General features: G+C 29.2%; 27 protein-coding genes. 6 read left to right on the top strand and 21 right to left on the bottom strand.

Translation table 11 applies throughout. The features are described 5' to 3' along the window. Window positions 1-202: 202 nt before the first annotated feature. The 3 genes from Q5O29_RS03065 to Q5O29_RS03055 all read right to left on the bottom strand — a co-directional run bounded on the left by Q5O29_RS03065 (window position 203) and on the right by Q5O29_RS03055 (window position 2,843). The gene (locus Q5O29_RS03065; protein WP_022211541.1) at window positions 203-1,165 is read right to left on the bottom strand and encodes a S8 family peptidase; all 963 of its coding nucleotides are present in this window, start codon (window positions 1,163-1,165) and stop codon (window positions 203-205) included. Window positions 1,166-1,897: 732 nt separating this feature from the next. Further along, a complete protein-coding gene (locus Q5O29_RS03060) occupies window positions 1,898-2,212 on the bottom strand; it encodes a rhodanese-like domain-containing protein (RefSeq protein WP_022211540.1) in 315 nt (104 codons plus the stop codon). A gap of 88 nt (window positions 2,213-2,300) precedes the next feature. Then, complete coding sequence (locus Q5O29_RS03055; protein WP_022211539.1) at window positions 2,301-2,843, bottom strand: cysteine hydrolase family protein; 543 nt, start codon at window positions 2,841-2,843, stop codon at window positions 2,301-2,303. 272 nt (window positions 2,844-3,115) lie between these two features. Between Q5O29_RS03055 and Q5O29_RS03050 the strand changes: the two genes are divergently transcribed. After that, window positions 3,116-3,412, top strand: coding sequence for a hypothetical protein (locus Q5O29_RS03050; RefSeq protein ID WP_022211538.1), 297 nt, complete (start codon window positions 3,116-3,118; stop codon window positions 3,410-3,412). A 152-nt stretch (window positions 3,413-3,564) separates the two neighbouring features. Here the strand turns inward: Q5O29_RS03050 and Q5O29_RS03045 are convergent, their stop codons facing one another. The 15 genes from Q5O29_RS03045 to Q5O29_RS02975 are packed head-to-tail and all read right to left on the bottom strand — an operon-like array spanning window position 3,565 to window position 12,268. Then, window positions 3,565-3,972, bottom strand: a complete 408-nt coding sequence (locus Q5O29_RS03045) for a 4Fe-4S binding protein (RefSeq protein WP_022211537.1) — start codon at window positions 3,970-3,972, stop codon at window positions 3,565-3,567. Beyond that, window positions 3,972-4,409, bottom strand: coding sequence for an NADH-quinone oxidoreductase subunit B family protein (locus tag Q5O29_RS03040; protein ID WP_022211536.1), 438 nt, complete (start codon window positions 4,407-4,409; stop codon window positions 3,972-3,974). Before Q5O29_RS03040 ends, Q5O29_RS03045 begins: the two co-directional genes overlap by 1 nt. Before the next feature lie 12 nt (window positions 4,410-4,421). Next, window positions 4,422-5,399, bottom strand: coding sequence for a respiratory chain complex I subunit 1 family protein (locus Q5O29_RS03035; RefSeq protein WP_022211535.1), 978 nt, complete (start codon window positions 5,397-5,399; stop codon window positions 4,422-4,424). 11 nt (window positions 5,400-5,410) lie between these two features. Then, window positions 5,411-7,336: a proton-conducting transporter membrane subunit gene (locus tag Q5O29_RS03030; RefSeq protein WP_022211534.1), complete on the bottom strand. Its 1,926-nt coding sequence runs from the start codon at window positions 7,334-7,336 to the stop codon at window positions 5,411-5,413. Continuing rightward, entirely contained in the window at window positions 7,333-7,668 is a 336-nt protein-coding gene (locus tag Q5O29_RS03025) for a sodium:proton antiporter (RefSeq protein WP_022211533.1), read from the bottom strand. The genes Q5O29_RS03030 and Q5O29_RS03025 overlap by 4 nt, the downstream gene beginning before the upstream one ends. Before the next feature lie 2 nt (window positions 7,669-7,670). After that, on the bottom strand, window positions 7,671-8,120 hold the full coding sequence (locus Q5O29_RS03020) for an MnhB domain-containing protein (protein ID WP_022211532.1): 450 nt from the start codon (window positions 8,118-8,120) through the stop codon (window positions 7,671-7,673). Then, entirely contained in the window at window positions 8,113-8,397 is a 285-nt protein-coding gene (gene mbhE / locus Q5O29_RS03015) for a hydrogen gas-evolving membrane-bound hydrogenase subunit E (protein WP_022211531.1), read from the bottom strand. The genes Q5O29_RS03020 and mbhE overlap by 8 nt, the downstream gene beginning before the upstream one ends. Continuing rightward, on the bottom strand, window positions 8,390-8,656 hold the full coding sequence (locus Q5O29_RS03010) for a hydrogenase subunit MbhD domain-containing protein (protein WP_022211530.1): 267 nt from the start codon (window positions 8,654-8,656) through the stop codon (window positions 8,390-8,392). The genes mbhE and Q5O29_RS03010 overlap by 8 nt, the downstream gene beginning before the upstream one ends. After that, window positions 8,653-8,994 carry a monovalent cation/H(+) antiporter subunit G gene (gene mnhG, locus Q5O29_RS03005; RefSeq protein WP_022211529.1) on the bottom strand — a complete coding sequence of 114 codons (342 nt, stop codon included), beginning with the start codon at window positions 8,992-8,994 and terminating at the stop codon, window positions 8,653-8,655. The genes Q5O29_RS03010 and mnhG overlap by 4 nt, the downstream gene beginning before the upstream one ends. Next, window positions 8,994-9,257: a monovalent cation/H+ antiporter complex subunit F gene (locus Q5O29_RS03000; RefSeq protein WP_022211528.1), complete on the bottom strand. Its 264-nt coding sequence runs from the start codon at window positions 9,255-9,257 to the stop codon at window positions 8,994-8,996. The genes mnhG and Q5O29_RS03000 overlap by 1 nt, the downstream gene beginning before the upstream one ends. Continuing rightward, complete coding sequence (locus Q5O29_RS02995; protein ID WP_022211527.1) at window positions 9,257-9,787, bottom strand: Na+/H+ antiporter subunit E; 531 nt, start codon at window positions 9,785-9,787, stop codon at window positions 9,257-9,259. The genes Q5O29_RS03000 and Q5O29_RS02995 overlap by 1 nt, the downstream gene beginning before the upstream one ends. Before the next feature lie 12 nt (window positions 9,788-9,799). Beyond that, a complete protein-coding gene (gene hypB / locus Q5O29_RS02990) occupies window positions 9,800-10,450 on the bottom strand; it encodes a hydrogenase nickel incorporation protein HypB (protein ID WP_022211526.1) in 651 nt (216 codons plus the stop codon). Beyond that, window positions 10,451-10,792: a hydrogenase maturation nickel metallochaperone HypA gene (gene hypA / locus Q5O29_RS02985; protein WP_022167113.1), complete on the bottom strand. Its 342-nt coding sequence runs from the start codon at window positions 10,790-10,792 to the stop codon at window positions 10,451-10,453. 4 nt (window positions 10,793-10,796) lie between these two features. Further along, on the bottom strand, window positions 10,797-11,879 hold the full coding sequence (locus Q5O29_RS02980; RefSeq protein ID WP_022211525.1) for a nickel-dependent hydrogenase large subunit: 1,083 nt from the start codon (window positions 11,877-11,879) through the stop codon (window positions 10,797-10,799). An 11-nt stretch (window positions 11,880-11,890) separates the two neighbouring features. Further along, entirely contained in the window at window positions 11,891-12,268 is a 378-nt protein-coding gene (locus Q5O29_RS02975) for an NADH-quinone oxidoreductase subunit C (protein ID WP_022211524.1), read from the bottom strand. 282 nt (window positions 12,269-12,550) lie between these two features. Between Q5O29_RS02975 and Q5O29_RS02970 the strand changes: the two genes are divergently transcribed. Then, the gene (locus Q5O29_RS02970) at window positions 12,551-12,967 is read left to right on the top strand and encodes a hypothetical protein (protein WP_022211523.1); all 417 of its coding nucleotides are present in this window, start codon (window positions 12,551-12,553) and stop codon (window positions 12,965-12,967) included. Between the two features lie 83 nt (window positions 12,968-13,050). On the opposite strand, the gene Q5O29_RS02965 is transcribed toward Q5O29_RS02970, so the two are convergent. Then, window positions 13,051-13,392, bottom strand: a complete 342-nt coding sequence (locus Q5O29_RS02965; protein ID WP_022211522.1) for a hypothetical protein — start codon at window positions 13,390-13,392, stop codon at window positions 13,051-13,053. A gap of 181 nt (window positions 13,393-13,573) precedes the next feature. Between Q5O29_RS02965 and ilvB the strand changes: the two genes are divergently transcribed. Both ilvB and Q5O29_RS02955 read left to right on the top strand, forming a co-directional pair. Beyond that, entirely contained in the window at window positions 13,574-15,247 is a 1,674-nt protein-coding gene (gene ilvB, locus Q5O29_RS02960) for a biosynthetic-type acetolactate synthase large subunit (protein WP_022211521.1), read from the top strand. Next, window positions 15,240-15,533 carry an ACT domain-containing protein gene (locus tag Q5O29_RS02955; protein WP_022211520.1) on the top strand — a complete coding sequence of 98 codons (294 nt, stop codon included), beginning with the start codon at window positions 15,240-15,242 and terminating at the stop codon, window positions 15,531-15,533. Before ilvB ends, Q5O29_RS02955 begins: the two co-directional genes overlap by 8 nt. A gap of 101 nt (window positions 15,534-15,634) precedes the next feature. Here the strand turns inward: Q5O29_RS02955 and Q5O29_RS02950 are convergent, their stop codons facing one another. Beyond that, a complete protein-coding gene (locus tag Q5O29_RS02950) occupies window positions 15,635-16,789 on the bottom strand; it encodes an NADP-dependent malic enzyme (RefSeq protein ID WP_022211519.1) in 1,155 nt (384 codons plus the stop codon). A gap of 225 nt (window positions 16,790-17,014) precedes the next feature. Between Q5O29_RS02950 and aspD the strand changes: the two genes are divergently transcribed. Beyond that, window positions 17,015-18,619 (top strand): aspartate 4-decarboxylase, encoded by a 1,605-nt coding sequence (gene aspD / locus Q5O29_RS02945; protein WP_022211518.1) that lies wholly within the window; start codon window positions 17,015-17,017, stop codon window positions 18,617-18,619. A 216-nt stretch (window positions 18,620-18,835) separates the two neighbouring features. Beyond that, entirely contained in the window at window positions 18,836-20,032 is a 1,197-nt protein-coding gene (locus Q5O29_RS02940; RefSeq protein WP_022211517.1) for a DNRLRE domain-containing protein, read from the top strand. A gap of 268 nt (window positions 20,033-20,300) precedes the next feature. Here the strand turns inward: Q5O29_RS02940 and Q5O29_RS02935 are convergent, their stop codons facing one another. Continuing rightward, window positions 20,301-21,398, bottom strand: a complete 1,098-nt coding sequence (locus Q5O29_RS02935; protein ID WP_022211516.1) for an SEC-C metal-binding domain-containing protein — start codon at window positions 21,396-21,398, stop codon at window positions 20,301-20,303. Between the last annotated feature and the right edge of the window lie 156 nt (window positions 21,399-21,554).

The following is a 21,554-nucleotide window of genomic DNA, read 5'->3' as shown; positions in this document are numbered from 1 at the left end:
AAAATTGACTTAACTAATTATGAATTTTTAAATCAACTCACAAAGTTTAAGAAATTTAAATTAATTCTAGAGTTTCACTGCTAATTTAGTAAAACCTCTATTAAACATTTATCTATCTAATCTATAGCCAGTTATAAATTTTGCAATACTTTACCAAAATAGCTTTAGAAACTCTTAATTAAGTTTAATATTTCTGTAGCTTTTATACCTTTAAAACTGATGCCTGTGATATATAATTTTCTAATATTTGAGGTGCTAATAAATAAAGGAGCCCATTACCTACTAAAGTCTTCTTAAATCCTAATGAAGCAGTATGCCTTATTAATTGAGCATAAAGTTCTGTTTCACTCATTTCTCGCCCAAAATCCTTTCTTGACCAGTTTATTATTAAAGCTAATGCTCCACTTACATGAGGTGTTGCCATTGAAGTTCCTTGCAAATTAGCATATTTATTATTTGGGTAGGTAGACATTATACTTACTCCTGGTGCTACTAAATCTACTGATTTATTAGAATTGGTAAAGCGGGCAATATTTTTACTATAATCTACTGCTCCAACTGAAATACATTCACTATAAACTGCTGGATAGCTTAGTTCTTCCGTATCTCCATCACTATCACCTTCATTGCCTGCTGCACATACTACCAAAATATTACTCTCTACAGCTTTCTTTATGGCTTCATGAATTAAAGGTGTTTCTTCCGTACTACCAAGAGACATTGATATTATATTCACCTTTTTTCTTACTGCATAATTAATGGCCTTTGCAATATCTTCTTCAGTGCCTTGTCCCTTTTTATTTAATGCCTTTAAAATAAGTAAACTGCATAAAGGTGCTACACCTACAACTCCTTGTCCATTTTGACTTGCTCCAATAGTCCCTGCCACATGAGTGCCATGACCTAGATAATCTGTTACAATTTCAGGATCACCACCATCGTCTTCCGTAAAATTATATTTACCGATTATCCTATCTTTTAAATCTACATGAGTACAGTCACAACCTGAATCAATAATTGCAATAACAACTCCTCTTCCTCTATCTCCTTTATTCCAATATTCTGGAGCCTTTATCATTGCTACACCCTTGGGAATTTCATTTGTATCTTCCACTACGCTCATAACCTTAAAAGTACCTAAGGCAATTATTTTTTTATTATCCATAAACATCTTCCCCCTTTACCTATCTACACCATAAATTGGTTCTGTAAAGTATGATATTTCCTAGAAAATCCTTCTTAAAGCCAATAATTATAATCACCTCTATATTTAATTACTCACTTTATAATATTCTATAAAAAATATTATGTTACTTATTATAAAAAGGTTCTTTAATTTGAATAAGAGTTTTCAAAACGAAGTTCCTGCTAATGTTATTTTACTTGCATATTATAAAAATATAACTGGTCTATACCTTAAAAAAAGTACCCAGTTAATAGGTACTTTAAACTTATTCAAATATATCACGTAAATTTATTTTTAAATCTGGAAAAACAACTGATTCATACTCATCATTATTTTTGTATACATTCACTATTTGATATGCTCCATCAATTAATTTATGTTGTACGATAAATCCAGTTTGTTCAAAATATTAATCCATTATCATATTCAGCTTTTCCATCATAGTGAGCATATACTGTCTCGTCTGTATCTCAAATAATATTTTTATGTAAATTAAATTTTCTTATGGTCATTATAAAGTCAATTAAGATAATGACTATTTATAATGGAACTATTATACTAAATCCACAAATATTATCTACTTTGTTAATACTAAGATTTGTTATATTTATGAATTTATACTTAATATATTAAACTATTTTTTTAATTTTTCTTATTCTTCTGATAAAATATAAACTCCCGTAAAGGGGTTTATATTTCTAAAAACAATAACTAAGATCTTTCATTACCTTCATAAAAAGCCATTCCACTAGTTACATCTACTACATCAAAGCCCTTATACTTTAATTCTCTACATGTAATAGCACTTCTTCTGCCTGCTTTACACATTATGTAATACTTTTTATCCTTTTCTAAATATTTATCTGGATTATTTAATAAAGTATCCATTGGTATATTTTTAGCAGTTCTTAAACTTCCACATTTAAATTCATGAGGCTCTCTTATATCTATTAAATTAATTTCTCCAATAAGCTCATCAATTTCGTTTATATCTATTGTTCTTTCATTAAGATTAAAATTAAACATTTTTCTTCCTCCAATTATTTATTTACTATTTTTATATTTTAACATATTTGAATAAAAAAATAGTCATAAATAATTGCCATGAGAAAATCTACCTATTAATAACTTTAACTTGAAATGATTCCATAACTTCTAATGACTTCTTATGCATTTCTTCATCAAAACCAGCAGTAAGCGAAGCATCCACAATTATTTCTGCATTAACAAATTGAGATTGAAAAGTAACTGCATTACTAATAACGCATATATTGGTCACAACTCCTACCAACTCTATTTCTTCAATATCATCATAAACCTTTTTAGCAATGTCCAACATATCTTCCGGTGATAGTCCAAAGGACTTTTTATTATAATGAAGTGTATTTTCTACATCTTTGAACTTCTTTAACTCTCCATATAAATCGTGTCCTTCAGTATCTATGATACAATGCTTCACTGGCAACTTTTTGCCTTCCCTAGTATGTAGATAATTTTCAAAATGAGTGTCATAAGTAAATATTACTTTATCTCCCCTATTTAAATATTCCTCTATCTTATTACATATGCCTTTTTCTAAAGTTTCTGCTTTTACAAAACCTAAAGCACCGTTAACAAAATCATTTTGATAATCAACTACTACAAGTAACTTTGCCATAATATATTATCCTCCCACTTTTATTAATATAAAAAAATAAATACCATCATATGTGTATATACACTTGTAATAGTATTGTATATAGATACTTTTTTCAAGCTTTTTTATAATCTTTTTTCCATATAAAACTTGAAAATATATAATTTTTATACGTATATAAGCGAACTACTTTATTAAATTAATTAATTATCTTAATTATTTTTAGCTTATTGTAATTTTTTTCCACAAAACATATAATATTATTATGATTTATTTAATAAGGAGATGAAGCTTTGGAAAATAGTAGTTGCAAGAAGAATTTTTTTGAGGTTTTTTTAGAAGAAAGAATAATCCCTGATCCAGATATTCTTTTAGGAAAAGCCTTAAAATACTTAAAAAATACCGGAAGAAAAGTTTCACTGATTGGGTTTGATGAAACTTCTGCCCCTATAGTAAATATCGATGAGGAATCATACATTTTCGATAAGTACTTTGGAATATGGGAGCATGCTAGGTTTACTAAAACAAATAAAGAGGCTACAGACTCAACAGCTTCTGAAAGAAAGATTAAAATTGAATCATATTTATAAATATGTAATTCATGATTTTAATTAATATTACTTTCTCAAAACAATTAACCTAAAAGGACAACTAATAATTTTAGCTGTCCTTTTATATTGCTTCTTTCTTTAGAATATATAAACACTTATTATACTAATTTATCATCTTCTTTAGCCATTTCTTATTTTGATACTTTTTTCTCTATTTTAACTTTAGATGGCATCTTTTTAATAAAAGTCCCCTGTACCTTTAAATTATCTTTATTCTTTTGTACCATTATAGGATCATTTGTTAATGTTATGGCCTTTTTACTACAAAAATCTTGGCACAAACCACAAAAAGTACAAGATGCCATATCAAAGGACATGGTAATTTCTTGTCCATCTTCTACTGGCTTTATGCTCTTAGTTATAGCATTGCCTGCACATACCCTTATACATAATCCACAACCAATACAAGCATCTTCATTAAAGCTTAATCTTCCTCGATAATTATCAGCTGATTTTAATTCTTCAATAGAGCCTTCTTCTGTAATAGGCTTTTTAAATACATTTTTTATTCCTTCTGTAAGAAATGGAATTTTAAACATTATATTTCTTCCCTCCTACGCTTATTTAATATTTCAACAGCTTCTAGTATTCCTTTTAAGATTGCTTCTGGTTTAGGTGAACAACCTGCCACTGATACATCCACCTTTGTCCATTTATCCAAAGGTCCATCAACAGAGTAACTATCCTTAAATACATTACCTGAAGCAGGGCATGATCCTACTGATACTATAACTTTTGGTTCTGGCACTTGTGACAACACATTTATCATTCTTTCTCTGCATTGTGTTGTAACTGGCCCTGTTATAAGCACTATATCTGCATGTTTAGGTGAAGCTGTAAGCTTCACACCAAACCTTTCTGCATCGTATTTAGGACCTAGCAATGCCATTATTTCAATATCACAGCCGTTACAAGAACCAGTATTTAAATGATATATCCACGGAGATTTTTCTCTACTTTTTTCAATTAATGACATAAGCTTTTCCTCCTATATATTCATACTCACTAAAAAATAACTTATTACTGATAATATTGTAGGTATTGTCCAATAAAATTTAAACATTTGATGTGCCTTATACCTTCCCATAGATCCTCTTACTATAGATAAGCAGACTATAGTTATTAAAGTTGATAAAGCTATCATAATTACTGTATTAATTATTAAATTAATAGAAGTGCTTCCAAACTCCACAAATATATTTCCTAAAAACAAGGCCACAAAAAACATAGCCATTACATAGCTTTTAATGCTATGACTTAATTTAAATAAACTTAAATATATTCCACTATATTCAACTAAAGGTCCTTCACATATTTCTGTTTCTGCTTCTGCTACATCAAAAGGTGCTACTCCTACCTTAGCTGGTAAAATCATTAAAAATGCTATAGCTGCAGGCAATAAAGCTAAAGAAAACATAAAATTCCCCTCTATTGCCTGTGCTTTTTCTATAAGCTCCATGGAATAAATAGTTTCAGTACCTAATATCTTTCCTGCCTTCTTACATACATCTATAATAATTATAATTAAAGGAAGTTCATACCCTATAATTGATACCACTTCCCTGGATAATCCTATGGAAGCAAATGGTGATGCTGATGCCATTGCTCCAATTATTAAAGCTAAAGATGGGATAATAAGTAGATATATTAATACCACCACATCTGCTGTACTTTTTATAAAAGTATACTTTCCCAAAGGAATAAATAACGGTATGATTACTATACTTACCACTGCTATAACAGGAGCAATAATAAATAACTTTCTATTGGCACTAGAAGGTATAATTGTATCTTTTCCTAAAAGCTTTATAAAATCATAAAAGCTCTGACTTATCTTGGGCCCTCTTCTTCTTTGCATCTTTGCTACAATCTTTCTATCTAATCCAGATATGAAAAATCCTATTAAACTTGAAAAAATTATCCCTGGAAATACAAGTATATATAAAATTATCTTTAAATATTCCATATTTCCACCTCCTATAAAAATATAAAGGAAAGTATTGTTACTACTATCAGCATAGTTACAATCCAAAGTGAGTAGGTATTTACACTTCCATTATGTGCATTTTCAATAAATTTAAAATATCCCTTTAATTCATGCTTCATTGGCCAAAATAAATCACTTGAATTCACCTTAGTAGCTTCTTCATTTTCTCCTCCAATAAATACATCAAACTTCCTACTACCTCTATTTATATATGCTTCACTTAAATCTTTATCTTCATCTATTGAGTACTTCATATTAAACAGGATGAAAATAAATATTGCTAAAAGCACTACTATAAACAATATAAAAAAGTTTCCTGGAGAATATATTCCACTTATCTTTATTGTAGTATCTATACTTTCACTGGTACCAATATTAAGTGCTGCATTGATGTAGGAGTCTATATTGAGGATACAAGATATAACTGGACTTAATATATATTTCATCATAACTCTTGGAAATAGCCCTAAAACTAATGTACCTATAGATAAGACAGACATTGGTACTTTCATAGAAAAAGGTACCTCTTTTATCTGTCCACCACCTATATTTTCTGGGCCAAAAAAAACTGAATGTCCTACCTTTATGAAAGATGCCAAAGTCATAGCCGATACCACTACAGCTACAACAGTAACTATTTCCACTCTACCTTGTGATGCACTTTCATAAATAATCCACTTGGAAGCAAACCCATTAAAAGGAGGTATTCCACTGATAGCTGCTGCTCCAAATAAAAACATAGTCATGGTAAAAGGCATTTTTTTACCTAATCCTGATATTGAATTTAAATCAGTTGTACCAGTTGTATATAATACTGCACCAGCACATAAAAATAATAATCCCTTAAAGACGGCATGATTTATCATATGATATAATGCACCTGCCATAGCCAAATCTTGAATCTTGCCAGTACATATAATTGCTACCCCAAATGCACTTACAATATAGCCAATTTGTGAAACTGAATGAAAAGCCAAAAGTCTTTTAAAATCATGCTGCAATAATGCCATGGTTACACCAACTATCATTGTTGCAATACCCCAAACAATAATTAGATAACCTACGTATTTATTGTCATTAAGTGCAAATATACCAAATAATATTCTTATTACTGCATATATTCCTGTTTTGCTCATAACACCTGATAATATCATAGAAATTGATGAAGGTGCTGCCATATGGGCATCTGTAGGCCAAGTATGACATGGAACCATAAAAGCTTTTACGGCATATCCTACCATCATGGAGCTAAAAGCTAAGATGGTAATTGAAGACATTTCTGAAGTATTTCTTAGTATATCTATTATTTCTGCTAAATTTAAAGTTTTAGTTTCTGTATATAATAAAACTGTTCCTAGCAATATAAGGGATGACCCTAATGAACCTGTTACTATATATTTGAATGCTGCTTCCAAGGATTTATCCTTATAATTTCTAAAGGCAGTCAATGAAATAGCTGCAAAAGTCATTATCTCTAGCATTACATACATATTAAACAAATCACCTGTAAATACAAATCCTAGCATACTACCTGATAAAAGTAGGAACAATGCATAATATTTATCAAGTCCATTATCTTTACTCATATATTTTAAAGAATAAATAGCTGAGAGCAAACAAGCTATTGAAATTATAAGTGCCATAAATATACCTAGTGCATCAACTTCTAATGCTATACCAAAGGCCTTTCCAGCCAATGGTTTCCAATTCCCTAGCCATACAGTTATGGTATCATTGTTAAACATTACAGGCTTTATCATCAAGATCACTGCAATTACGCTTACTAATAATGCTACTATAACAAAGATTTTTTTTAGCTTCATGTACTTATTTTTAAATAAGCCTATAACAAAGGCTATGGCTATTGGTGTAATAATTGCTATAAGTGGAAGATTATTTAATATTTCTTTATTCATCCTTTAATCCTCCTTACTTCATCACTATCTATACTGCCATAATGTTCATTTATCTTAATGACTAGTGATAGTGCTAATGCTGAAACACAAGCTCCTATTACTATGGATGTAAGTGTAAGAGCTTGTGGAATAGGATCAACAAATTTAGCTGCTCCATCAGTAAATATTGGTGTTGTTGCATCATTTCTATATCCAATTGAAATAAGCAGTAAATTTATTCCTGAATCAACTATTCCCATACCAATAACTATTTTAATAAGATTTTTCTTTAAAACTATGATAGCTAGTCCTATAAATATCAGTAAAAATGCTCCTATATAATTAATGGTCATGATTATTCATCCCCTTTCGATTTCAAATTTGATACCATTATTAAAATCAAAAAAGATACTCCTGCAAAAACTTTAAATCCTACTGCAAAATTCATTAGAAATATACTACCTGATGAAAATAATTCTCCTGGCTCACCTAAATAAAATATATTTTTAAAAAATGTTCCACCAAAAACAAATCCTAGAAAAGCCAATATTATAAAACCTAAAGCACCAATATCTTCACCAATCTTAAGGACATTCACCTTTATTTTTTTACTTAAATTTTTAATGCCATAAGACACATATAAAATTGCAAAGGCTCCAGCAACCAATACTCCTCCTTGAAATCCTCCACCTGGTGATAAATGGCCATGTATAATGATATATAAGCCTAAAGTTATTATTATTGGAAGTACTAAATCTGAACAACAGGTAAGAATTGAATCCTTTCTCATTCTTTTATTATTCATCTTTATTATTCACCTCATCTTTCTTACTGCTTCTTAAAACAGCACTAACACCACAAATAGCCGTAAATAGAACTATAGATTCTCCTAACGTATCATATCCACGAAAATCAAATACTACAGCAGTTACAGAGTTAAGGGCTGAAGTCTTAGAGATGGTTTCATTAAGGACTATTTGTGAAGCATCACCTAAATCCCTATTTTCTTCAATATTGAAACCTACATATATAAAAGAGGCTAATAACGCAAACAAAATAATATATGTTATCTTTTTACCCATTTTTCTCCTCCTTATTTTTATTTCTCTTAACATTATTTAAAGTTATGATAAAAATTACTGGAGTTAGTATTGCTCCTACTGCACCTTCAGCTATGGCCACGTCTGGTGCCTTTAAAAGTAGGAATTCTAATGCTAAAAATGTCCCTAAAACTGAAGTAGCTATAATGCATTGTAATACATCATCGAGAATAAATATGGATACCGCTGAAATTATAAGCCCTATTATTATGATGGCATTGACAATATTAAATGCTGTCATTTTATATCCCTCCCATAATGATCGTACTTAACTTTATTGCTTTTTTCATCTAAATGCTTATATGCCGCCTTTGCCATAGCATGGGAAGCCACTGGATTAGTGATTAATAAAAAGAAAATTATTATAAGTGATTTAATACCAATAGAAATGTTATTGTTAAGAAACCCATATATACTACAAGCTAAAGCTATTGGCATAGCCCCCATTGTTGCAATATTGGTTGAAGATTGTAATCTGCAAAGAGTATCAGGCATTCTAAGTATCCCAACCACTCCTGCAAAGGTAAAAAAGATTCCCATTATAATAAGTATTAGTATTATGATTTCCCATATACCCATTATAATTCCCCCTTTATATATTTAGATATGAGTACTGTACCAATAAATCCTAAAAGAGTTATTATAAGTCCTAGATCTAAATACATGGCTCTATTTTTTAAAGCACCAAATAAAACCATTATTATACCAGCTAAAATATCAATGGCATCTGCACTAAGCACCCTATCAATAATAGTTGGCCCTTTAATAACCCTATAAATTAGTATTAATGAAAAAATAGCAAATATTATAGCTGTTCCCTTAAATAGCAAATCAATATTCATTAATCAAATATCCTCCTTATATATTTTTCAAACTTGCCCTTAATAATTTTTGCCGCCTTTTTTCCATCATCTGTAGTGCTATTAAGCCAATGCACATATAGGTAATTTTTATTTTTTTCTTCATATATATCCATAGTTATTGTTCCTGGAGTCAACGTTATGCAATTAGAAAGCATTGATAATCCCCAATCTGATGAAAGATTTGTTTGTATTTTTACAATAGCAGGATTTACTTCTATCTTCTTAAATGATAGTGCTTTTTTTGCCACATCCCAATTGGCTTTAATAAGTTCAATACTATAAATAGGAATAAAAATTAAAAGATTAACAAGCCTAAATTTTTTAAATAACCAAAATCCATCTTTCTTAACAAAAAACTGACTACAAAACACTCCTACCACCACAGCTACAACTAGTCCTGTAATTAATTCCTCATATCCTAACTTAAAAATATTAAAATCTTGTGCCAAAAAAAGTATCCAAAAAATATATGATAATAGAAACGTTGAAAAAAAAGCTTTAAACTTCATATATGATTTCCCCTATCCTTTATATTTTTTAATGAGCCACTCTGCAAATGGCTGTATTTCTGATTCATCTGTAGAATCTATCTTAAATACCTCTGCTTCCTTATTTCTCTCCCATAACTCCTCTTCCACTTTTCCATCATTAAAGTTAAAATACTTTGCCATATCATATTTATTTAATACCACTGCATTAGCCTTAATAAACATAAGTGGATATTTTACTACCTTGTCATCACCTTCTGGAATACTTAACAATGCTATTCTTAAATTTTCACCAATATCAAATTCTGCTGGGCATACTAAATTTCCTATATTTTCCACAAAAATCATATTAATCTTATCTAAATCAAAATAAGGTAATATATTTTCAATGGACTTAGCTTCAATATGACAGGCACCTTCTGTATTTAACTGCACCACTGGAAAACCTTCTTTTTGAATTCTTTCAGCATCAATGGTACCTTCAATATCGCCTTCTATTACACCTGAACTAATTCCTTTATCTCTTAAATATTTAATTAAGTTAACAATAAATGTTGTTTTACCTGCTCCTGGAGATCCCATTACATTAACCATATAAATATTTTTCTCTTGAAGAATACTTCTAACTTTACTGCTTATATCCTCATTCCACTCTAATATCTGTCTCATAACCTTAATTTGCATTTATTCCACCTCCATAGTATCAATATAAAATTCTCTACCTTTTACTATTTTATAATCAGATTTACCACAACTTGGACAAACATATTGCTTATTTATAAACTTTCCTTCAAATCCACAATTATGGCACTTAATCATTACCTTTTCATAAGCAATTGATATTTCTGCATCTTCAGCTAAAGTTCCTTTAGCAGCAATATTAAAATAATATGATATACAATTTGGCATAAGACCTGTAAGCTCTCCTACTACTATATTTATCTTCTTTATTTTTTCTATATTGTGTTTTTTTCCTTCATCTAAACATATTTTTAAAATTCCTTCAGTTACTGACAATTCATGCATAATATCACCTATCTAAACATGAGAAACATGGATCTATACTAGCTACAATAAGACCTGCATCAGCAATGGTGTTATCTTTAAGCATCACAGGCACTGTGGCTGCATTTTTAAAGGTTGGTACATGAATATTAACTCGACTATTAGTCTGTCCACCATTAGAAACTACAAAATACGATACTTCTCCCCTTGGTGCTTCTGTTACTGCTAATGATTCTCCCTTAGGCACTCTAGGAATTTTATTTCCTAAGTTTATAGGTCCATCTGGCATATTTTTTACTGCCTGCTTGATTATTTTAAAGCTTTCTTCAATTTCCACAAGCCTTACTACAGCTCTTGAAAATACATCTCCATCTTCTGCTAATGCTACCTTAAAATCAAAATCTTCATAGCTGTTATAAGGCATAGTTTTTCTTACATCAAAATTTACATTAGATGCTCTACCATGTGGTCCACAAGCTCCATAAATTAAAGCATCTTCATGAGTCAGTATACCAACTCCTTTTGTCCTTGCAGCTATGCTGCTATCACTGTCATATATATCATATATACCTTTAAACTCTTCCTCAGTTTCCTTAATGACTTTTAATAATTCATTAAATTGTTCTTTACTTATATCTCTTCTGGCCCCTCCTATTATATTCATAGCGTAATTAACTCTATTACCTGTGATTATTTCCAACATTTCCATTATTCTTTCTCTAGTTGCAAAACATTTCATGAATAATGAATCAAAAGCTATGAGATGTGCTGCAAGTCCAAGCCATAAAAAATGAGAATGAATTCTTTCTAGTTCACTGATGATAATCCTTATATACTGTCCTCTCTTAGGAACTTCCAGACCAGCTATATCTTCTACGGCTAAGCAATATGTCATGGCATGTGAATGTGAGCAAATTCCACACACCCTTTCCACCAAAGTTATTGTTTGAATATAATTCCTTACTTCTGTTAGTTTTTCAATTCCTCTATGGTTATATCCAATAAAGACTTCTGCTTTCTTTATAAGCTCACCTTCTGTGTAGAGCTTCACATGAACCGGCTCTTCAAGAGATGGATGATATGGTCCTAATGGTAAAACATAACTCAAATCAATACCTCCTAACTATCCTTTAATTTTTTAAGTTCATTTAAAGGCAATACTAATATTTTTCCTTCTCCATTTTTAAATTCATCTGGCAAAAATAATCTTCCACTTCTTTTAAGCCCAATAAACTTTACTGGCATCATCTCTTCTATTTCCTCTTCAAACCAAGCAGCTCCTATATATATGCTTGTAGCTGTAGGTATTTCTCTTTGATCTTCCAATTTAAGAATTTCCCTAACTTCATCATGCTCAATAGTATAAATCACCATCATCTGTCCCTCTTCATTTATATATCCATTGATACATACAAGCCGCCCACCACTTTTTATATTTGTTTCCAGTTCATTTAATAACTTATCTTTTTCTATTGCTCTTTTAATTATTTTTCCCATAAGACCTCCTTAAAAATTTCACTTTGGAAATATTTGTAATTATACTATAATTATACTTTATTTATATCCATATTTAACAATAAATTCTTATATATTCATAAGTTTATTTATGAAGTTTTCTTTCATTTTTGTTTATCAAAGTACCTTTATATGATATAATCAACTTAAATAATTTAAATTTGTAAAGCTTATACATGATTAACTCAACATAATACTCAGCCTTGAGTCAGGGTTATTTCATTGAATAAATATATTATATTTATAGTAAAAGGAGTTTTTTGAATGGGTTTCAAAGATAAAATGACTAAATACTACTCAGATGCTTATATGGAAAAATACGGAGATAGAATGACAAGTGTAGCTGGAACAATTTTATCAGTTAAAACTGAAGTTAAAAGCATTCTAGGAATTTTTAATAAATTACATGTATTTTTAGTTGTTAAACCTGAAGTTGGTAAACAAGTTGTAAAATGTGAATATAAACAGAATAAATGGTTTAAAAAGCCTCAATTTATTGATGTAAATCAAGGTCATAAAGTTATTATAATGGGATTGAAAGGTATTAAAGGAAAAGCTAACTCAGAAAATATTCTTGTTTCTAATATAGCAAACTTAACAACAAAAAAAGACCTTCATCCTTTTGATCATAGCCAAATAAAGAAAGCTAGACAACAATCTACTAAGATGATGAGAAGATAAAAAAGCACTACAATAAAAATGGTGATTATAAAATAGAAAATACTGTATCAAATGTTAAGTTGATACAGTATTTTTAACTTTACTTATAAAATTTGCCCTCTACTTCTCTTATTAATATAATTTACAGCTCTCATTTTGAATCTTTCACTTTCACCTAATTTATAAAAATTCTTTAAATCCATTGTCAAGAATAAAGTATCTAAAGCTAAATAATTTAAATCTCTTAAATTATCAATATCTTTTTCTTCCACTTCTACCTTATCACATCTTAACTTTAACTCTTCAAATAATTCACTATACTTTTCAAGATTATTCATAATTATATCATCATAATTTGCAATATCACTTTCCATAACCATTTGAATAAACTTCACGTATTCCTTATTTAATTCATTATATTCTTCGTATGTTTTTACTAGTTCCATTCCTATCCCTCTTTTTAATGTATTTTATCTATTATTATACACATAAAAAATTATTATTAAAATTAATTTTATCTGCATATATTTATATAAACTTTTATGGCTACGTAAAGGCTTACTACTTTTATGTAAAATTTTTCTTCCTCTTCTTCATGATGAGGTATCTTTTTAAAGGAGTTTTTTTATGAAATATAATGGAGCAGAAATATTAGTAAAACTTTTAGAAAAACAAGGGGTAGAATATATAGCTGGAATTCCTGGCGGTTTTAATTTACCTATATATGATGCACTATATAATAGCAATATTAAACATATATTATCTAGACATGAACAAGGTGCTGGCTTCATTGCTCAAGGTATTTCCAGATCTTCCAATAAGATAGGTGTATGCCTTGCTACTTCTGGTCCTGGTGCCACTAACCTCCTTACTGCTATAGCTGATGCCAAGCTAGATTCTATACCTATGGTTGCCATCACTGGACAAGTTCCTTATTCAGCCATCGGTACTGATGCTTTTCAGGAAGTTGATGCTTATGGACTTACTATTCCTATTACCAAGCATAATTTTATAATAAGAAAAATTGAAGACATATTTTATGTTGTTCCAGAAGCTTTTAAAATTGCTACGGAAGGTCGACCTGGCCCTGTTTTAATAGATTTTCCGAAAAATATTCAAAGCGAAGTGATTGAGTTTAAGAAATTTCCTTCTATAGAAGAAAATAAAGTGGATATAGATATACCTAATACCAATGCTTTATCATATATTGGAACACAAATTAATAAAGCCAAAAGACCAATTATATATGCAGGTGGCGGAATTATAAGTTCTAATTCCTCAAAATATCTTTATGACTTAGCTAAGAAAAATAATATTCCTGTAGCATTAACATTGATGGGCCTTGGAGCATTCTCTGCTGATGATGAATTATATTTAGGAATGCTAGGTATGCACGGCTGTCCATTTACTAATATTTTAATAAATGAAGCAGACCTAATATTAGCTTTTGGGGTAAGATTTGATGACAGAGCCACTGGCGATATAAAAAAATTCTGCCCTAAGGCATCAATTATTCATGTAGATATTGATGAATCGGAAATAAATAAAGTTAAAAATAGTAGTATATCTATGAATTGCTCCATTAATTCATTTTTAAAAGCAATTATTGGCTACATAGATGAAAATCCTAGAACTAGCTGGATACAACGTATTAATTGCTTTAAAAATAAATATCCATTACCTTCATATGATGACCCTATGCATCCTGCTAATATCATTTCTTTTGTAGCTGATAAAATACCTGATGATTCTATTATAGTAACAGATGTGGGACAACATCAAATGTGGACTGCTCAAAGATATCCATTTAAATATCCAAAAACACTATTAACTTCCGGTGGACTAGGTACCATGGGCTTTGCCCTCCCGGCAGCTATAGGAGCATCTCTATATAATCCTCAAAAGCTCATTGTTTCCTTTAGTGGAGATGGGTCCATACTTATGAATATTCAAGAATTAGCCACATTAGCAGAAACAAAATCTAATATAAAACTATTAATTATCAATAATCATCATCTTGGATTAGTTCGTCAACAACAAAACTTATTTTATCATAAACACTATATTGCTTCTGAATTTATCTTCAATCCAAATTTTAAAACCATTGCTGAAGGCTTTGGCATCAAAGGTTATGATTTAAGTAATGAAAGTGATCCACTTGAAAAACTCACAGCTTTGCTCACTGAAATTGGACCTGCTGTTATTAATATTCCAATTAATGATGATGAAAATATTTATCCTATGGTTCCACCTGGTGCTGCCAATACTGAAATGATAGGAGGTATACCTATAAATGATTAATACTGATTTTTATCTTATTGAACTTCATGTTAGGAATCATCCTGGAGTAATGAGTCATATTACAAATCTTTTTGCCAGAAGAGGATTTAATCTTGAAGGAATATTATGTGGAGAAGTTGGTGATGGAAAGACTAGCAAGATATATCTACTTGTAAAAAATGATTTATATCTAGATCAAGTTATAAAGCAGCTGCAAAAATTATATGACGTATTAGATGTATCGCTACATCAAGATTATAACCATTCAGTTTTTAAATCCTTATCAATTCTTTTAAATTTAAAATAAATTCATAAAAAATATTTTTTAGTATACACTAGATTAATATTCAAAAAAATATAAAAAATCCTTAAGAGAATTGCCTTTTAAGGATTTTATTATTCATTAAATTATTTATATGCTGCTTTTGAAACTGATGCTGAAACAGCCTTTACTACTCTTTTATCGAAAGCATTAGGAATAATATACTCTTCACTTAATTCTTCATCAGTAACAATTGAAGCAATAGCTTTTGCTGCTGCTATCTTCATTTCTTCAGTAATATCTTTAGCTCTAACATCTAAAGCCCCTCTAAATATTCCTGGAAATACAAGCACATTATTAATTTGATTTGGAAAGTCTGATCTACCAGTTGCTATAACTCTAGCATTACCTTTTTTAGCTTCATCAGGCATAATTTCAGGCACTGGGTTTGCCATGGCAAAAACAATTGCATCATTGGCCATAGTACTAACCATTTCTGCTGATACAATATTAGGGGCAGACACTCCTATAAATATATCTTTGCCCTTAATAATTTCTTGCAAGCTTCCTCTTTCATCATACTTATTAGTCTTTTCTGCCATAATAGTTTGTTCTGGATTCATCCATTGCTCTCCTAAAGCTAAAGCTCCTTTCATATCTACTAAAACCACATTGCCAATACCTACTTCCAACAAAAGTTTGCATATTGATATTCCAGCTGAACCAGCTCCATTTATTACAACATTAGCTTCATTTATTGATTTATTAACTAGCTTTAAAGCGTTAATTATTCCTGCTAAAACCACAATGGCAGTTCCATGCTGATCATCATGGAATACTGGTATATCAAGCTCTTTCTTTAATATTCTTTCAATCTCAAAACATCTTGGAGCAGATATATCCTCTAAATTAATTCCTCCAAAAGTTGGTGCTAAATATTTTACTGTCTTAACTATTTCATTAACATCTTTTGTTGCTAAACATATTGGAAAAGCATCAATATCAGCAAATTCTTTAAATAGTATTGCCTTTCCTTCCATAACGGGCATAGCAGCTTCAGGTCCAATATCTCCTAGTCCTAATACTGCACTACCATCAGATACTACCGCCACAAGATTTCCTTTTGCTGTATACTTATAAACATCTTCTTTATTTTCACTAATCCTTCTACAAGGTTCTGCTACACCAGGAGTATAGGCTACACTTAAATCTTCCCTGTTCTCAACCTTTACCTTTGAAACTACTTGAATTTTTCCTTTATTTTTTTCATGTATATCTAAACTCAATTTGTTATAGTCCATTTTTATCTCTCACTTTTATACTTTTTTATTATTTTTATAATTTTACTAATGATAATTATATCATATTAATAATTTAAATATATATTAATAATATGTATATCAATAATTTATTATTTTTTTCTACATTTTATTATCATTTTTTAATTTTTCTCAGTAAATATTTGTGTTTTTAAAAATTAATTGATAAAATATACTCTATCAAATTAAAGTTAGGAGATATTGATAATGAATTTACCAAAAGATGAATTACAAAAAATTTATGGTCAAATAAGTCCATTTGAATTTAAAGATAAATTGATACGTCTGGCACAAGAAAATAATGATGATATTCTTGATGCTGGAAGGGGAAATCCCAACTGGACTGCATCCACACCAAGAGAAGCATTTTTTACCTTTGGCCAATTTGCTATAAAAGAGACGCAAAGAACTTGGTGCAAAGATGATTTGGCAGGAATGCCTGAAAAGAAAGGTATTGCTAAAAGATTCCAAGAATTTTTAGAAAACTCTCCCCAAACATCTGCTATAAAATTATTAACTAATATTTTAAAATATGGAACTGAAGAAATGAATTTTAATTCAGATGAATATATTTTTGAACTTACTGATGGAATTATCGGAGATAATTATCCTGTACCAGACAAAATGCTTATACATATTGAAAAAATAGTACATAATTATTTAATGAAGGAATTATGCCAAAACAAAGAATTTGAAAGTAATTTTGAAGTATTTGCTGTAGAAGGTGGTACTGCTGCAATGTGTTATATCTTTGATTCATTAGTTGTAAATAATCTTTTAAAATCTGGTGATACTATTGCTTTAATGACTCCTATATTTACACCTTATTTAGAAATACCTCATTTACCTAACTATAAGTTTAATGTTATAAATATAAAAGCAAATGAGGTGGATGAAAATGGAAATCCAACATGGCAATATACAAAAGAAGAATTAAATAAACTTAAGAATAAAAATATCAAGGTATTATTTGTGGTAAACCCAAATAATCCAGCTTCCGTTGCTTTAAGCAGAGACTGCAAAGATAACCTTATTTCTGTAGTTAAAGAACATAATCCTGAGTTAATGATAGTTACAGATGATGTATATTGTACATTTGTTGATAACTTCCATTCATTAGTTAGTGAACTACCATATAATACTTTAGGTGTTTATTCATACTCAAAATATTTTGGTGTAACTGGCTGGAGATTAGGAACTATCTTTTTAAATGAAAAAAATATATTTAATGACCTTATTAAAAAACTATCACCAGATATGAAAAATGAATTAAATGAACGTTACAAACATTTATGCCAAAATCCAACTGAGATTTCATTTATGGATAGATTAGTGGCTGACAGCAGACAAGTTGCCTTAAATCATACTGCTGGACTTTCTACACCACAACAAGTGCAAATGGCATTTTTCTCACTATTCGCCTTAATAGATAAGGAAAATACTTACAAACAACTTACAAAGGATATTTGTAAAAGCAGAAAAAATTTATTATTTAATGGATTAGAACTTGAATATGAGAAAAGCCGCCATGATGCAGCTTATTATACTGAGTTAAACATATTAGATATAGCCTTAATGAAATACGGCAACACTTTTGCTGAACACATAAAAGAAAACTATAGCACCTTTGATTTACTATATGATTTGGCCAAATATCATGGAGTAATCTTATTAAATGGTGATGGCTTTGCTTCTTCAAAATGGTCTATAAGAGTGTCTCTGGCTAACTTAAAAGATGAAGCTTATCCAAAAATAGGTATAGCTATTAAAAACTTAATTGACAATTTATATAATACATATTTAAATTTATAACAAAAGGAGCTGAGGCAAAAAACTTCAGCTCCTAATTATTTTAAATCTTTTTATCGTTGCCAATATAATAGTAATACTGGAATCATTAGCTATCTATTTATATTTTATGCCATTAAAAACTCTCTATCCCCAATTATTATCTAATTAATTTGAACTTAATACTGATTATTTTCATATTATAAATGTGACTATTAATAATTAGAAAGGATATTAACTTTGAACGATATAATTAAAATAACTAATATTTCTTCCACATATGTAGAGAAACTTAGAAATAATAATACATTCTTCAAAAATGAATTTTTATTGTGTGGTGTATTTTATGTAAATTTATATAATTATGATATCTATAAAACCTTATTAAATTTTTCTTTGCCTTCTATTGATCTAGATAACATAAATAAGATAAGCTTAAATATATTTTTAAATAATATCCGTGTTTATAATAATATGCAAGCAAACTTTAAAATTTCCACACTAACAGCTCCATTTATGAGTTATACAGCAACTTGGAGCAATAAACCTGAAATAAACAGTTTAAATTCATTGAATTTCCCAATAAACTCTTCTAGCGTTGGAAAATATATAGAATTTGATATTACTTATCTAATAAAAAACTCTTATGATAACTTTTATGGCATAGCCTTAGAAAGCTCACATGAAAAATATACATCCATGCTTCAGTTTTTAAGTAAAAATTCATCTAATCCTCCTTATATAATCATTGAAACAGTCTCCGATACAGTTAATAACAATGAAGAAAGTACTGCTGAAATAGTTACAAATATTCCTGATAAAACTACTGAAAATTTAGCACCTAAAAACACTTTGGAAAGCAATATTGAGCCTTCAATGCTCACTTCATTAAAAACTTCAATTGATGAACTTAATACTAAATACTCATCTTTAGAGTCCATAGTTAAAACTACTGCTGATAGCATATCCATACCATCAGATTCTAATGCTACTGAGGAACTTTCTAGCAAAATTTTAAACTTAGAAGAAAAGCTAGATATATTTAATGATAACGTTAATACTTTAAAACTTAATTACGATATATTAAAAAACATTTTAAATAAAAATGATGAAACTATTGCCTCAATCGTTGATCACTTGGCTGAAATTGAAGTTAAACTTTCTAGCATTTCAGATTCATCTGATTTTTCACCTATGATAAACTCACTTAATAATTCAGTAAACACTCTTAAATCATCAATAAGTGAAATTAATCTTAATAATTCTTCTGCCATAGAAAAAGTGAATACAAGGCTTAACACTTTAGAAAATCCTAATATTTCAAAGTTTATCGAAGAAAACATCACCCCTTTGGCTAATAGTTTATCAGCTCTACAAGCTCAATATGAAACTTTAAAGCAGCAAATAAGTTTAATTTCTATTACCCCATTAAATTGATTAGGCAATAAGCTTTTATCTTGTTAAACAAATGAAAATCTAATATTAATCAAACCCATTGAAAAAGGTTCAAGTAAACTAATCTTCCTTGAACCTTTTTATAATCATCGCTGTATAACCTACTGTAGTCCAATCTTATTAATCTCTACTTTCTTATTAGATAAAATCTATCTAACTATTAGTTTACTCATTATTATGAAAAAAATACACTTTTATACATCTATAGCGTTAAAAAAAGAATTATTGTCAGACAATAACCCCTTAAAATTTATCTTCCACAGCATTTCTTATACTTTCTTCCACTACCACATAAGCAAGGTTCATTTCTTCCTAAAAGCTTCTTGTTTGGAATTAAAGCTAATTCATTTTCTGTATATCCCTTATAGCTCCACTTTCTTGTATTCTTATTTACTTTTTGAATTTTAGCCACAACATTTTGGAACTCAACCATAGTATTAAATTGGATATTTCTCTTCTTTAATTCAGATATTACATATTGGATATTTACATCCAAAAATACTAATGGTCCACAGATATCTTTAAATAATTTATCTGCTATATCCTTATTGGCACATAATTTTAAAAATGTTTCATAAAGACTTGTATGTGCTTCAGTCATATGGCAATGGAATTCTTTACTATAAGCATCTATCTTTTCTTTATCTAATTTATAGTATTCTGCTATTTTCTTTCTATTTTCAAGCAATTGCTCTAAAGATTCTATATTATATAATAAAATGCTTTCAATAATGTGCTCTTTATATGGTTTCACTATTTTGCTAGAAGCTGCATACTTTTCAAATATGCTATTAAATTCTTCTAATGATAATTTTTCTTCATTATGAAGATTGAAAGTCTCTACAAGTATCTCTGATTCATATACACCATAAGCTTCTGCAAAAGCTACAATATACTTTACTACTTCAAAATATCTTTGGCTATCTTCATCATTACTCATATCATTTAAAGCCTCTTTGACTTCTTTCGGCATTACCATAAATACGTCTTCATTTTTTAAATATGTAAATATTACACCATAATTTAATAATGGTACATAGCTTAATAAAGAAATTTCAGTTGAAACTATATATTCTTTATTCTTTAAGTTATCTAATAACTGAAGATTTTCCTTATCAAAGCCATTTAATTTTTTAATTAGTTCTGATGGCTCCATTATTGCTATCCTTATTGCCTCCACCAATTGATCCTTTTTCATTTTAGATCTCTGAGGAATCTCATATGAAGCTGCTATTTTACTTAATCGCTCCTTAGTTAAATCAGATAAACATCCATCTAAAGTAAATTTAATTTCTTTCTTACTTGATAATTTTTTATTCATAGCTAATATTTCATCTACATTATGCATTTCCTTCACTCCTACTTTTATCTTTATATATCTTACTTTAAATTCCCAACTTTCACAAGTTCTTTTATAAACAAACTTTTATTGTAATATTTTATAAAAAAGATATATTTATTGAATTTTTCAATAAAAAACTTACTAAATTTCTGATTATCTTTT

The sequence above is a fragment of the Clostridium sp. CAG:265 genome, from assembly GCF_000436575.1.
Taxonomy (GTDB): domain Bacteria; phylum Bacillota; class Clostridia; order Clostridiales; family Clostridiaceae; genus Clostridium; species Clostridium lentum.
The sequence above is the reverse complement of the archived record's forward strand: the minus strand, read 5'-3'. Positions and strand labels throughout refer to the sequence as shown.